At 44.0% G+C, this 14,227-nt stretch carries 16 protein-coding genes; all 16 read left to right on the plus strand.

The genetic code is table 11. The annotated features are described in order from the left end of the window. Positions 1–496 precede the first annotated feature (496 nt). The 16 genes from E4U82_RS07355 (at position 497) to secA (ending at position 14,167) form a co-directional block, all read left to right on the plus strand. The gene (locus E4U82_RS07355; protein WP_135109560.1) at positions 497–1,339 is read left to right on the plus strand and encodes a DegV family protein; all 843 of its coding nucleotides are present in this window, start codon (positions 497–499) and stop codon (positions 1,337–1,339) included. Positions 1,340–1,419: 80 nt separating this feature from the next. Then, the gene (locus E4U82_RS07360) at positions 1,420–2,790 is read left to right on the plus strand and encodes an ATP-dependent helicase ComFA (RefSeq protein WP_135109561.1); all 1,371 of its coding nucleotides are present in this window, start codon (positions 1,420–1,422) and stop codon (positions 2,788–2,790) included. Position 2,791: 1 nt separating this feature from the next. Next, the gene (locus tag E4U82_RS07365) at positions 2,792–3,475 is read left to right on the plus strand and encodes a ComFC family protein (protein ID WP_135109562.1); all 684 of its coding nucleotides are present in this window, start codon (positions 2,792–2,794) and stop codon (positions 3,473–3,475) included. A gap of 71 nt (positions 3,476–3,546) precedes the next feature. Beyond that, the gene (locus E4U82_RS07370) at positions 3,547–3,960 is read left to right on the plus strand and encodes a TIGR03826 family flagellar region protein (RefSeq protein WP_135109563.1); all 414 of its coding nucleotides are present in this window, start codon (positions 3,547–3,549) and stop codon (positions 3,958–3,960) included. An 83-nt stretch (positions 3,961–4,043) separates the two neighbouring features. After that, positions 4,044–4,310, plus strand: coding sequence for a flagellar biosynthesis anti-sigma factor FlgM (flgM, locus tag E4U82_RS07375; RefSeq protein WP_135109564.1), 267 nt, complete (start codon positions 4,044–4,046; stop codon positions 4,308–4,310). A gap of 14 nt (positions 4,311–4,324) precedes the next feature. Then, positions 4,325–4,813, plus strand: coding sequence for a flagellar protein FlgN (locus E4U82_RS07380; RefSeq protein ID WP_135109565.1), 489 nt, complete (start codon positions 4,325–4,327; stop codon positions 4,811–4,813). A 24-nt stretch (positions 4,814–4,837) separates the two neighbouring features. After that, positions 4,838–6,424, plus strand: a complete 1,587-nt coding sequence (gene flgK, locus E4U82_RS07385; protein WP_135109566.1) for a flagellar hook-associated protein FlgK — start codon at positions 4,838–4,840, stop codon at positions 6,422–6,424. A 9-nt stretch (positions 6,425–6,433) separates the two neighbouring features. After that, a complete protein-coding gene (flgL, locus tag E4U82_RS07390) occupies positions 6,434–7,318 on the plus strand; it encodes a flagellar hook-associated protein FlgL (protein WP_135109567.1) in 885 nt (294 codons plus the stop codon). Positions 7,319–7,380: 62 nt separating this feature from the next. Beyond that, on the plus strand, positions 7,381–7,953 hold the full coding sequence (locus tag E4U82_RS07395; RefSeq protein ID WP_135109568.1) for a DUF6470 family protein: 573 nt from the start codon (positions 7,381–7,383) through the stop codon (positions 7,951–7,953). 15 nt (positions 7,954–7,968) lie between these two features. Beyond that, entirely contained in the window at positions 7,969–8,418 is a 450-nt protein-coding gene (gene fliW / locus E4U82_RS07400) for a flagellar assembly protein FliW (RefSeq protein ID WP_135109569.1), read from the plus strand. A gap of 4 nt (positions 8,419–8,422) precedes the next feature. After that, positions 8,423–8,653 (plus strand): carbon storage regulator CsrA, encoded by a 231-nt coding sequence (gene csrA, locus E4U82_RS07405; protein WP_135109570.1) that lies wholly within the window; start codon positions 8,423–8,425, stop codon positions 8,651–8,653. 254 nt (positions 8,654–8,907) lie between these two features. Continuing rightward, positions 8,908–9,309 (plus strand): flagellar export chaperone FliS, encoded by a 402-nt coding sequence (fliS, locus tag E4U82_RS07415; RefSeq protein ID WP_135109571.1) that lies wholly within the window; start codon positions 8,908–8,910, stop codon positions 9,307–9,309. After that, positions 9,309–9,662: a flagellar protein FliT gene (gene fliT / locus E4U82_RS07420; RefSeq protein WP_135109572.1), complete on the plus strand. Its 354-nt coding sequence runs from the start codon at positions 9,309–9,311 to the stop codon at positions 9,660–9,662. Before fliS ends, fliT begins: the two co-directional genes overlap by 1 nt. A 370-nt stretch (positions 9,663–10,032) precedes the next feature. Next, positions 10,033–10,590 (plus strand): ribosome hibernation-promoting factor, HPF/YfiA family, encoded by a 558-nt coding sequence (hpf, locus tag E4U82_RS07425; RefSeq protein ID WP_135109573.1) that lies wholly within the window; start codon positions 10,033–10,035, stop codon positions 10,588–10,590. A 506-nt stretch (positions 10,591–11,096) separates the two neighbouring features. Further along, complete coding sequence (locus E4U82_RS19835; protein ID WP_167751355.1) at positions 11,097–11,243, plus strand: hypothetical protein; 147 nt, start codon at positions 11,097–11,099, stop codon at positions 11,241–11,243. Between the two features lie 404 nt (positions 11,244–11,647). Then, on the plus strand, positions 11,648–14,167 hold the full coding sequence (secA, locus tag E4U82_RS07430; protein WP_135109574.1) for a preprotein translocase subunit SecA: 2,520 nt from the start codon (positions 11,648–11,650) through the stop codon (positions 14,165–14,167). Positions 14,168–14,227 lie beyond the last annotated feature (60 nt).

Here is a 14,227-nt window from a genome sequence, read left to right on the forward strand (position 1 = left end):
AAAATGACATAAACGTGAAGCTTATTTGGCATACCCTTTTTTAAATCATTTCCATTTTTTTACATAAAAATAGGTTGTAGTGAAATGAAGCGGGATTTTTTGAAATACTTCTGTCCAAGGCTCCTAGTTAGTCAAGTCCAGCTCTAGCGCCTACCCCCCCTCGAGGTCTTAAGCAATTATTTTACGTGGCAAAACCCGCCACTACAAATGCTTGCTCAGGCTTTTCGGGGGTGAACAAGGCGCCCCGCGCTTTTCTTAATTGTCCATAAAATGATAGTTTGGAACGGTTGTGAATGATTGGTGGCAGCCTTATGAGCCACCCTCAGTGCCAACGCTAAGCTTTCGCAAAGGTCTTGGTGGAGCACAGCCCCCGTTATGAATGACTTAATAAAATACTACAAAAGAAGAAGTGAATGGGAGTTATTTTCCTGATGCATTTTTGTCGCAGCTGTTGTAAAATGATAGATAATAGTACAAGTATGAGGAGAAGTTAGCGATGAAAATTGCTGTAATGACTGATAGCACATCCTATATTCCTGAAAAATTGATCGAACACTATCAGATTCACATTGTCCCGCTGAGTGTCGTGTTTGGAGATGAATCCTATCGTGAAGGAATGGACATCACTACCGACGAATTTTATCAAAAAGTAAAAGAAGCGAAGGAACTGCCGAAAACATCCCAGCCGTCAATCGGTATGATAACTGAAAAACTGACAGAACTGGCGGAGGATTATGATGCCGTCATCTCGATTCATTTATCGAGCGGCATAAGCGGGACTTGCCAAGCCGTCGCCAGTGCAGGGGAAATGGTGGATGGCATTGAGGTGTATCCATATGATTCGGAATTAAGCTGTATGGGCCAGGGTTTTTACGTACTTGAAGCGGCAGAGCTGTCACAAACAGGAAAATCCCCAGAGTCAATTATTGAACGGCTCGATAGGATCAAGCAGAGCATGCGGGCTTATTTTATGGCCGACGATTTGAACCATCTGCAACGCGGCGGCCGGCTGAATGGTGCCCAGGCTATTGTCGGGAGTCTGCTGCAGGTTAAGCCAGTCCTTCATTTTGTTGATAAACAAATTGTTCCATTTGAAAAAATCCGCACGCGCAAAAAAGCCTTAAACCGAATTATGGGTATGCTTGAAGCGGATGCGAATCAGGGAAAAGCGCTTAAAGTTGCGTTCATCCATGCCAACAATGAATTGGCTGCCATCGAGCTAAAAGACCAATTCGATGCAGATTATCCGAATATGGATACCATGATCAGTTATTTCGGACCTGTCATTGGGACACATCTTGGGGAAGGTGCTGTCGGCGCAGTCTGGTATGCGAAATAACACAACCATCAGTAAACCGGGAATCGGCCGTGTGGCTGATCCCTTATCTCCCTTTTTAAATCAATTAGGAGCGTGAAGCCATGGACGATTATGAATTAAGCCGGCGTTATGCCGGAAAACTTCTGTTAAGACATGAGATCCTCATTGATGAGCCTCGATTCGAACATCTTCTGAATGCCCATTATTTCACTTCCGAAACAGCTATCCAAACGAAATGGTCGCATCATGAATGCCGGCGCTGTGGGAATCAAAAACCATCCTTGTTTGGGCAAATCCCTTGTCATCATTGTGGCGAAACGCATGTTTACTGCCGGAAATGCATTGAAATGGGGCGGGTGATGGCCTGTTCACTGTTATACGAATGGACCAGCCCTGACCAGCCGTGGCCAAGCCATCCAAATGCCTGTACATGGGAAGGTGAATTAACTACTGCACAGCAAAAAGCGTCCGACCTTATTGTCAGGAAAATTCAGGGCCGTGAAAAGGAAATCCTGACTTGGGCGGTTTGTGGTGCCGGTAAAACAGAAATACTTTATCCTGGCATATCTGAGGCCTTGAAATTGGGTATGCGTGTCTGCATCGCCACACCCAGAGCGGATGTCGTACGAGAATTGCTCCCGCGGCTGCGTGAAGCTTTTTCAGGGGTTTACATCCAGGGTTTGTATGGCGGCAGTCTGGAAAAGGATGGGACGGCCCAGTTGATGATCGCAACAACACACCAATTACTCCGGTTCAAACAAGCTTTTGATGTTATGATTATTGATGAGGTCGACGCATTTCCGTATACACACGATACGTCACTGCCATTTGCTGCAGCTCGTGCCAAAAAGGAAACGAGCACAACAATTTATTTAACTGCCACTCCAAGACAGGAACAGCAGATGCGAATGGCCCGCAAGAAACTCCCGCATGTATTCATCCCCAGACGATTCCACGGGCATCCGATGCCGGTACCAGTCTTTCACATGTGTTATTCATTAAAAAAAGACTTGCAAAAATCTCAGCCACCGAAAGCATTTTTCAAGTGGTTTCATCATCGGAAAACGCCTGGCCGGCAACTTCTGATTTTTGTACCGACGATCAACCTTGCCGGAAATTTGACACAAAAGCTAGCGGCCATTCTGTCTAACTCTACGACGATGGCTGTCCATGCATCTGATCATGATCGCGAAGAGAAAGTTCAGCAATTCCGGGAGAAACGGTTTCAAATTCTGGTCACCACAACGATTTTGGAGCGCGGCGTCACCTTTCCGTCTGTGGATGTGGCGATTCTGGATGCAGGGCATACTGTTTTCGATGAAGCTGCGCTGGTACAAATTGCCGGAAGAGCGGGCAGGAGTCCGAGTGATCCGACAGGGGAAGTGGTGTTTTTTCATGATGGTAAAACAGAAGCCATGAGAGAGGCCGTCAGATCGATTACCAGGATGAACAAACGGGGAGGTTTCCATTAACATGCATTGTTTATGGTGTGATGCTGATATGATTCCGGAACTTAGCTGGAAAACGATTTTTTGGTTATCCAGACCGACCTATCTTTGTCCGCCCTGTGCGGAGCAATTGACCATTCTAAAGGGAAAACGTTGCGGCAAATGCAGCCGGGAAAGTGACGAGGAAGTATGCCCGGACTGCAGGTGGTGGGCGGCAGATGCAGCGTGGGACGATCCACTGGTTCGGAATTACGCCGTTTTTTCCTATAATGACGCTATGAAAGAAATGATCGCAAAGTGGAAATATCGTGGGGACTACTGTCTTGGAAAAGTTTTTGAAGGTGCTTACCAAACAGCTTTTAAACAGGCATTTTCATTTCTTTCAAGAGAAGCAGTGGCCGTCCCCATTCCGTTAAGTGACGAACGTATGCATGAGCGCGGGTTTAACCAGGCTAAAATGCTTGCCGATTTTTTACCGCTGAAAACCTGGGATATTCTGACACGTAACCACAGTGAGAAACAGTCCAAAAAAACCCGACGGCAGCGCGTCACAGCTGCGAATCCATTTCAGCTGACAAGAACGGTTAAGCATCCGGTAATTCTTGCCGATGATATCTATACCACCGGATCAACGCTTAGACATGCCGCATTTGTGTTAAAAGAGCATGGCTGTCCGGCTGTGTACGCTCTGACACTGATTCGGGGCTAACTTTATTCTTCTTCTCGAACACGCACCGCCCACCATAAATATGGTAAACTGGAACAAAAAGGGGGAGGACAATGGCTGAATTAGCTAATTGTACGCGCTGTGATGCTATTTTCGTTAAAACGATTCGGAATGTTTGTCAGTCATGTTATCAGAAAGAGGAGGAAGCATACCAGATTGTTTATCGTTTTTTAACCAAGCGTGAGAATCGAGAATCAACGATAAAGGAAACGGTAAAAGCAACCGGAGTCGAGGAAGCTATGATTATTCGGTTTATGAAGGATAAACGGTTGCGACCCTCGGAATTCCCGAAGCTAGCCTACCCATGCGAGCGCTGTGGTGTGGATATCGTCAGGGGAAGATTTTGTGCAAATTGTACGGATGAACTGAAAAGAGATCTTGAACGGCACGAAGACAGAAAAAACAGCGAAGCGGAACAACAGGCCCCGGAAACCATTTACTATACATTTAACAGGGATAAGAAATAATAATAGATGCTTTAAAAAAAGTAACATTCAGCCGATATAAGTAGAAAGGTTATCAGTTCGTCATGAAATCGGGGTGATTTTGTATGAAAATAAATGGAGTTAACCAACCAAACTTCAACCCATATAAAAACCAGATGCAAAAGCAAATGGACTATCCGAAAGATGCCAATAAGAAGGATCAGCTGGAAATTTCCAATCAGGCGAAGCAACTGCAGGAGCGTGTGAAACCTGATGCAAAACGGGCAGCCTATGTCCAGCAAATCAAAGACGCCGTCGATAAAGGTGACTATCAGATTAATCATGAAAAGACGGCACAACGGATGATTGATTTCTGGTCGAAGCGCTCTTAAAGGAGGACGTCAATTTGTCCGTTCAACCAATTATACAATCGCTTGAGAAGTTAATCAGCCTGCACAAGGGGCTGTTTGATCTGTCGAAGCAGAAGACCGGCATTGTGAAAGACGGTTCTGTCGATAAATTGCAATCACTGCTTGTGAATGAACGAAAATATGTACAAGCAGTGGAACAGGCCGAAGCCGATCGTCAAAAAAATGTTAGGGAATGGGCAGCCAGCCGGGGGCTTGATTTCAACAATGCAACCATTACAGGCATTTTGGGAACATTATCAGATGAAAAAGTAAAGGAAAAGCTTGAACGCACAGCAATCAACCTGACCCATCTGATGACACAATTGAAACAGCAGGAACAGCTTAACCAGGGTTTAATTAAGCAATCCATGCAATTTGTTGACTTATCGCTCAACATGATGACACCATCACTCAAACATATGAATTACGGTGGAAAAAAATCAGCCGGTTCACCAGAACGATCTGTTTTTGATTCGAAAGCATAGGAAGCAAGGGAAAGGAGCAGGCCGATGAGCACTTTTCATGGACTGGAAATGGCTAAACAATCCCTGTTTGCCCAGCAGTCAGCATTATCTACGACCGGGCATAATATAGCCAACGCCAATACAAAAGGATATACACGCCAACGAGTGAATTTTGAAACTGCATCCCCTTATCCGGCAGCGTCACGGAACCGTCCGGAGATGCCCGGTCAAATGGGAACAGGTGTGGAAGCCGGAACTATACAGCGGGTCCGCCATCAATTTCTCGACCACCAATTCAGGGCAGAAAACAGTTCGTCCGGCTACTGGAGTACAAAGGCAGATGCATTCAGCCGAATGGAAAGTTTAATGAATGAGCCCTCTGAAAATGGGTTGAATCAAACGATGGATCAGTTTTGGCAGTCGCTTCAGGATTTAGCCGTTAGCCCGGATAACGCCGGAGCACGGTCTGTCGTTGGCCAAAGAGGCCAGGCTGTGGCTGAAACGTTCCATTATTTATCGGATTCGCTAAGCTCAATGCGGACGGATCTGCGGAATCAGATTGATGTTACCGTCAAGGATACCAATGCGACTTTGGATAAAATAAATAACATCAATGAACAGGTGAAAGACATTGAAACAAATGGGATGTTGGCCAATGATTTATATGATGAACGTGACCGGCTAATTGATGAGTTGTCAGAGATTGTCAATGTCGAAGTCAGCTATACAAAAAGCAGTGACGGCGCACCAGATAATGCGGACGGACTGGCAACGATTAAACTGGCGGATGAAAATGGCAGTGCGATTGATGGAGCTGTATTGGTGAATGGTGATATAACGGATGGTGGCAAGATGGGTTATAATGAATTGCGTGTTTCCTATTCAGGCGGAATCTATGATGCTGTCGATGAGATCAGTGTTAACGGCCAACATTATAAACCAACATCGTTTGCCTCAAATGGTTCTTTGCAGGGGCTCGTCGAATCATATGGCTATACGGATGTGGATAACGTCAGTGATGTGAATGAAGCTGAGAACGTAGCAGCTGTGAATGGTACATATACCGATATGCTAAACCACCTGGACGAAATGGCGCAAAAATTTGCCAACACGTTTAATGATGTTCACAATGACGGTGAAAATTTGGAAGGTGACCAGGGTCAAGATATTCCAAGCTTTTTTAACAATATCTCTGCACGGGGGGAATCATCTTATAATACAGCCGCCGCTATCACTGTTAATCAGGACATTTTAAATAATCCGGACCTGATTGCTGCTGCAGATAAAGACGAAGGTCCTGGTGACGGTAGTAATGCCTCTGCTTTAGCTGATGTATTTGATGATACTGAAGTTGGCTTAGGTGAAAATACATCGGTCAGAAGCTTCTATGAATCGATGATTGGTGATATGGCCGTCAATACAGAAAAAGTCAATACGATGGCCGAAAATTCGGGGATTCTCCGATCGCAGGTGGAAGAACAGCGAATGTCTGTCAGCTCAGTATCGCTTGATGAAGAAATGTCGAACATGATTAAATTCCAGCATGCCTATAGCGCTGCCGCCAGAAGTATGACAGCGGTTGACGAGATGATTGACAGGGTCATTAACAATATGGGGTTAGTGGGAAGGTAGGTGAAAAACATGCGCATTACGCAAAGCATGCTTTCAAATAATATGCTCCGTAATTTGTCCGGTAGTTACACGAAACTCAATTCCTATATGGAACAGCTATCTTCAGGTAAAAAAATTAATCGTCCCTCTGATGATCCGGTTATCGCTATGAAGGGAATGGGCTATCGCACGCAGGTTACGGAAGTGGAACAATTTAAACGCAATACGAACGAAGTACACAATTGGATGGATAATTCCGATGCCGCATTGGATAAAGCCACCAAGGCACTTCAAAAAATGCGGGAATTAGCTGTTCAGGCAAGCAGTGATACATATGACGCTGGAGAACGCCAATCGATTCAAGAGGAAGTCGGGCAGCTGAGAGAGCATTTAATTGATATCGTGAATACAAATGTCAATGGCAGCTATATTTTTAACGGAACTAAAACAGACACAGAGCCTGTAACGACCGATAATGCCGGCGACATAACCAGTCTCCCTGACGGCGGGTCACCGGTCATGATCGAAGTAGCGAAAGGAACAAAACTTAAGGCCAATGTTGATGCGACAGAGCTTTTTGGTGAGAACGTGTTCAATGACATTGAAACATTCGTGACCGCACTGGAGGACAATGAACAGGAAGGTATTGAGAAAAGCATCGAAACCATTGAGGGGAATATCGACAATGTCATCAATGCCCGTGCAGATCTTGGTGCGCGCATGAACCGTCTTGAATTAGTGGAAAACCGGCTGGGTGAACAGGAAATAACGGCTAAGAAAACGATGTCGGAAAATGAGGATATTGACTACGAAAAGGTGATTACGGAATTGATTACCCAGGAAAGTGTTCATCGTGCGGCCCTGTCAACGGGCTCAAAGATGATCCAGCCAACACTGATTGATTTTCTGCGTTAGCCTGTTACCCACGGGGGGCATCATTGGAACGGACATGATTAACATGACAGGGATTGATGGATATGAAATTACCGCAAATCAGGCTGACCTCACAAGCGGCCAGGATACAAATACAAAAGACCTCAGCTCAGCAGAGAATTCGGCAGCCTAAAGCAGAAATGTCAATTCAGCAGCCTAAAGCTGAACTTTCCATCAAAACGATCCCCTCACAATTAACAATTGACCAGACACAGGCCTGGGAGGACATGAACCTGATGCACATTTCCAAACGGATTGAAACATTTGCTGATGAAGGACGCCAAGGTGCCATGGAAGGCATCTCCCGCCGCGCGCAGCAAGGTTCTCAACTGATGGAAATTGAAAACGGCGGTAATCCAATTGCGGAGCAGGCTCATATAAACGCCTTTGATCAGATGAAACGCATCGGTATCACATTTATCCCATCACATTTTTCTGTCAAAACAAATTATGAGCCAGCAGATGTCCAGGTTGATGCCACGGTGAATGAACCGATCATCGATGTACAGCCGCAAAAGCCGGTACACACATACATCCCTGGCGATGTATCCATCAGTATAAGGCAATATCCGGACGTACAGATCGATTTTGTTAACCTATTTTCGGAATCCGTCTAAGAAAGGGTGGCTGGAATGCATATACAGACGAAATACTTTGGTGAAATGTCCGTTGACACTACCAAAACCATTCAATTTCCATCAGGACTGCCAGGTTTTGTGGACGAAAATGAGTTTGTGTTGTTCAACTTGTCGGAAACATCCGTTTACCAGATACTGCAATCAACGCGAAATAAAGGTGTTGCTTTTATCGTTGTTAACCCGTACGTTTTTTACCAGGATTATGTGATTGATTTGGATGACCATCTAATGGACAGTCTGCAAATCAAAGATGATCAGGATGTAGCTGTGTTGAGTATTGTAACGGTAAAAGATCCGTTTGATACGAGTACGATGAACCTGAAGGCACCTGTTATCATTAATTCACAGACCAACCGGGGCAAGCAATACATACTAAATTCCGACGCTTATCCGTCGAAAGCTGCTATTACTCCACAAGATTCTTCACTGGTGAAGGGAGAGTAGAGCGATGCTTGTACTGACAAGGAAGCAAAACGAATCAATTCGGATCGGTGATGATATTGACATAAAAGTGCTGGGCATTGAAGGGGATCAAGTAAAACTTGGGATCAATGCACCAAAGTCAGTCGATATTCACCGCACAGAAGTTTATTTGGATATTCAGCACCGGAATAACGAAGCAGCGAATCTCTCCGTGGATGTCCTTGATTTACTGAAAAACGAATCAAAAGAGCCGTGACTCTTAAACAATCTGTCTTTGCTGCCGATATAAACAAAACCATACAAACAGAGGAGTTGCATGGGCACTGAAGATTGGGAGTGCACGAACAACCATTTCCTCCTTTTGCAAAATGACTTGACAACAGGCCAATGGCAGCTCGTCATGAGGTCATTAGAGAAGTACCGCCGAAAAAATGCTTGATATATATGCAGCAATGGCGGAGTTTAAGGGTATTATGGCAGATGAAAAGATTTAGAAGGGGTTGTTCATATATGTCAGCCAATAAACCATTCCAAACTTATCAGAACAATTCGGTTAACACGGCATCAAGCGGGGAACTGACGCTCAAATTATATAATGGCTGCATCAAATTCATTAAACAGGCAATCAGGGATATGGAAGAGGAAAAATTTGAAGCCAAAAATACAAATGTCCAAAAAGCACAGAACATTATCCAGGAGTTAATGGTGACGCTGGATCCGAAAATGGAAATCTCTCAGCAGATCATGCCGCTGTATGACTATATTCAGTATCAGCTGAAGGAAGGCAACATCAAGAATGACGCCGCTTTTCTGGAAGAAGCTTTACAGTACGTTACCGAATTCCGTGATACGTGGAAGCAGGTTATCAAACAGACACGTCAATCCCAATATGCCCAGGGTGCACGGGTATAATGAACGACTTGCGGACACTGTTGGACGTCACCAAGCAGCTGGATAACCTGCTCGATGAAGCTGTTCATGCCAAAAATCGCGATGCCATCATTGAACAGGTCAATCATTTGATTGAAACTAGAGGAAAGCACCTTAACGCAATCGATCCGCCGTTTACGGAAGAAGAACGGAAACTTGGCGAAAGCCTGGTCGTTCTAAACGAGCAGATTCAGGATAAATTGAATCAATTGTTTAACGATTTAAAGCTGGAAATGAAACAAATGAAAAAGCAGAAAAAATCCAATCGTTCATATATCAATCCATATGAAAACGTGAAAACAGCAGATGGCGTTTTCATGGACAGCAAAAATTAACGGTAAGAGGCTGGGGCATAACGTAAATGATTATTTCAAAGACGAACAGGAATGAGTTTGGCGGAAGAAAAATACGCAGGCCCGACCCGCCAGCGAAAAGCGAAGTGTATTTCCGGAACGGTTTATCTGCACTGACTATTTACTCTAGTTGTTCGGATTTTTCTTTGCCTTTAATATTTTTGTTCCAGCCTCTTTTATTATACCAAGATAGACTCCCTATCTGCCTCTCATCCAGCTTCCGGTACCTTTCTATCGGATAAGTAGAGCGGCACCATTTCACGTTTTATGATATTATTGCTTGTTTAAGCAGGAAAAAAAGGTGGTAATGTAGTATAATAAATACATAAGGATGAAAGGAGGACACTTTTTTATGAAGTACAACATTCGTGGTGAAAATATTGAGGTGACCGGAGCAATTCGGGACTACGTCGAAAAGAAAATCGGCAAATTGGCAAGATACTTTGATACACCGCCATCTTCGGATGTGAATGTAAACTTGAGTGTCTATAACGATGAACAGAAAATTGAGGTTACGATTCCAATGCCAAACCTGCTACTCAGGGCTGAAGTGCAACATCTTGACTTATATGCAGCTATTGATCTGGCAGTCGATAAATTGGAACGTCAAATCCGCAAGTACAAAACAAAAGTGAATCGTAAATTTAGACAAGAAGGTTCTCCGAAACACATATTTGCCGAGCTTGAGAAAGAAGCTGCATTAGAAGATGAAAAAGAAGAATCGGATGAAGTGGAGATTGTCCGCAAGAAGCAGTTTGATTTAAAACCAATGGATTCTGAAGAGGCAGTATTGCAAATGGATATGCTGGGACACGCATTTTACGTGTTTACTAATGCTATATCCGGCACGACCAACGTTGTTTACCGCCGAAAAGATGGAAAATATGGGTTGATCGAGCCGAACAGTTAAATAAATTATCCCGAAGTTTAACGGGTTTCTTTTGAAGTGCTCCAATAATGACAGTTTAGCATCAGCATCGAAATAAATAGCAGGAAAATTTATCCATAAATTTTCCTGCTATTTTCTATGTTTATCAGGAAATGCGAAGAGCATGAAGAATCAAATAAGGCTTGGTATCTGCAGCAAAATGTCCTTTGAGAAATAAGTTGTCATAAATTTTTTGCGTATTTTTTATAACGTCAAGAGAGAAAATAAGTCGTGTATACCCATTAAAAAGGCCAGCATGACAAGGTTCACTATCCATGTGTCAGATTTTGTCGAACGAAACGCCGAAATTTAGTTTTGTGTATTTAATAGTGGGTGTATTTCACTGTTTTTGATGAAATCCTGTCGAAAATTGTATTTTAAAAGCATGTTCATGTCGAATTAAAAGCTAAATTTCCAAAATGGCTATTCGCTTTTTAAGAGGGCTTCATGCTATAACAGAATCATACAAGGTGAAGGGAAGTGCTTATGTGAGTGACATCAAGTATGAGGAGTTAGTCAGGAAAGTCCGACAACATGAAGAAACGATTTCACAACTGGTGGAAATCATAGCAGTTACAAATCGTCGTCTTTCAGAATTGGATGGGAAGCTAAAAGAAGACATACTTATTCATTGACATAGGCCTTCCTATTTTCAGCATCCTCGCGTTACCTCTTTTTTCCTCATGAAAGGAACAGTTCATCCTCGGACTGTTCTTTTATTTTGTGCCAATTTTGACCAAATAAAAACGGCTGCAGCGAATAACTTGTACAGGCGTCGATGGAGGGATGGCCACCTGCTTCTATCAGTTGTCATACAACTTGAGATGCGTTATCATAAGTAGTGGACTCGAATAAGCAACTACAATTAATTCCTTAATGAATATTCTTATGCTTTGCCACTATGAATGAGGGCAAAGTTCAGTTTTCTTACAACGTCAGAAAGTGTAGATTATGGTTGACCTTATAAGAAAAACTTCGGCACTCGCTATAAGACGAGGCGAATGCCGAGTTTTTCTAAAAAATATGAGGAGCGTTTTATATGGCAGGATTATTGACAAAGATCTTTGGTGATGGTAATAAGAAACAGCTAAATAAAATTCAGCATAGAGTCGATCAGATTGAAGCATTGGAACCTGAAATGGAACGGTTGTCCGATGACGATCTCAGCAGGAAAGCCGAGGAATTTAAAGAACGCTACGCAAATGGTGAGTCATTGGATGATATGCTTACGGAAGCATTTGCTGTCGTCCGTGAGGGTTCCAAACGTGTATTGGGCATGCGTCCGTTCCCTGTTCAGCTGTCGGGCGCGATAGCACTTCACGAAGGCAATATTGCTGAAATGAAAACAGGGGAAGGTAAAACACTTGCGTCCACGATGCCTGCGTATTTGAATGCTTTAACCGGAAAAGGCGTTCACATCATTACTGTTAATGATTATTTGGCCGGCCGTGACGCCAAGGATATGGGAGAACTGTACAATTTTCTTGGCCTGACGGTAGGATTAAACGGCAATGGCATGAGCAAAGAAGAAAAACGGGAAGCGTACAATAGCGACATTACGTATGGTACCAATAATGAATTTGGCTTTGATTATTTGCGTGACAACATGGTGTTATACAAAGAGCAGATGGTCCAGCGTCCGCTTCATTTTGCCATCATTGATGAGGTTGACTCGATTCTGATTGATGAGGCGCGGACGCCCTTGATTATTTCCGGATCTGCGCAAAAATCAGCCTCCATGTATCAGCAGGCGAATGGCTTTGTGCGTACACTGAGCGGGGAAACGGATTATACGTATGATGAGAAAACAAAAGGTGTTCAATTGACGGAGGAAGGCATTAATAAAGCCGAACGGTATTTCAATATTGAAAACTTATTTGACTTAAATCATGTGTCCTTAACACACCATGTTAATCAGGCGTTGAAAGCACACGTATCAATGCATCGTGACACCGACTATGTGATCCAGGAAGGCGAGGTTATCATTGTCGACCAGTTTACCGGTCGTCTGATGAAAGGACGCCGCTACAGTGATGGTCTCCATCAAGCGATTGAAGCTAAAGAAGGGCTGCAGATTCAAAATGAAAGCATGACGCTTGCTTCCATTACGTTCCAGAACTTTTTCCGCATGTATGAGAAACTTTCCGGCATGACAGGTACGGCAAAAACGGAAGAAGAAGAATTCCGTAATATTTATAATATGGACGTTATTGCCATTCCGACAAACGAGCCAATTGTTCGTGATGACAAGGCGGATATGATTTATAAGTCTGTCGAGGGCAAATTCCGGGCCGTTGCGGAAGATATTAAAGAGCGCCATAAGGCTGGACAGCCTGTGCTGGTCGGAACTGTTGCCGTTGAGACATCCGAGCTCATTTCCAAAATGTTGAAAAAAGCCGGTGTTCCACATAACGTGCTGAATGCCAAAAACCACTACAGGGAAGCGGAAATCATTGAAAATGCCGGTCAAAAAGGTGCGGTAACGATTGCCACGAACATGGCCGGACGTGGAACTGACATCAAACTTGGTGAAGGCGTTGTGGAATCTGGCGGTCTTGCTGTCATCGGTACCGAACGTCATGAGTCACGCCGAATCGATAACCAGTTGCGTGGGCGTTCAGGACGTCAGGGAGACCCTGGCATGTCCCAATTTTATTTATCCATGGAAGATGAGCTGATGCGGCGTTTCGGTTCCGACAATATGCGCTCGATGATGGAACGTATGGGTATGGATGATTCCCAGCCGATCGAGAGTAAAATGGTATCACGTGCTGTCGAATCCGCACAGAAACGCGTGGAAGGGAATAACTTTGACGCCCGGAAGACAGTTCTATCGTATGATGATGTATTGCGCCAGCAACGCGAGATCATTTACAAACAGCGTTTTGACGTGATTGAAGAGACCGAAGACTTACGTGAAATTGTCGAAGGGATGATCAAGTCCACAGTGGAACGTGTTGTCGGAGCGAATACACAGGATGAAATTGATGAAAATTGGGAGCTTGACTCGATCATCGAATATGTGCATGGAAACTTGCTTCGTCCCGATGATATGTCCGTGAATGATATAAAAGGGAAGGAACCGGACGAAATCATTGACGCCATTCTGGAAAAAGTCAAAGCTCGTTATGATGAGAAAGAGCAGGAATTAACATCTGAACAAATGCGTGAATTTGAAAAAGTGATTGTGTTGCGTACGGTTGATACGAAATGGATGGACCATATCGACCAAATGGAACAATTGCGTCAAGGTATTCACCTGCGTGCATACGGCCAAAATGACCCATTACAGGAATACCAGGCAGAAGGATTCCAGATGTTTGAGGAAATGGTTGTTGAGATTGAAGAGGAAGTTGCCAAATATATCATGAAAGCCGAAATACGTGACAATCTGCAACGGCAGGAAGTTGTGAAAAACACACAAGCGGTATCCGGCGGGCAGGATCAGGAAGAAAAGAAAAAGAGCCGGAAACCGTATGTGAAAACTGAAACCACCCGCCGGAATGATCCGTGTCCATGTGGCAGCGGCAAAAAATACAAACATTGTCATGGTGCGTAATCGTACCTTTACGATAGAACACTCCCGGCACGGTGGGAGTGTTCTCACTGATGTAATCAT

The organism is Lentibacillus salicampi, assembly GCF_004565465.1.
Lineage (GTDB): Bacteria > Bacillota > Bacilli > Bacillales > Amphibacillaceae > Lentibacillus > Lentibacillus salicampi.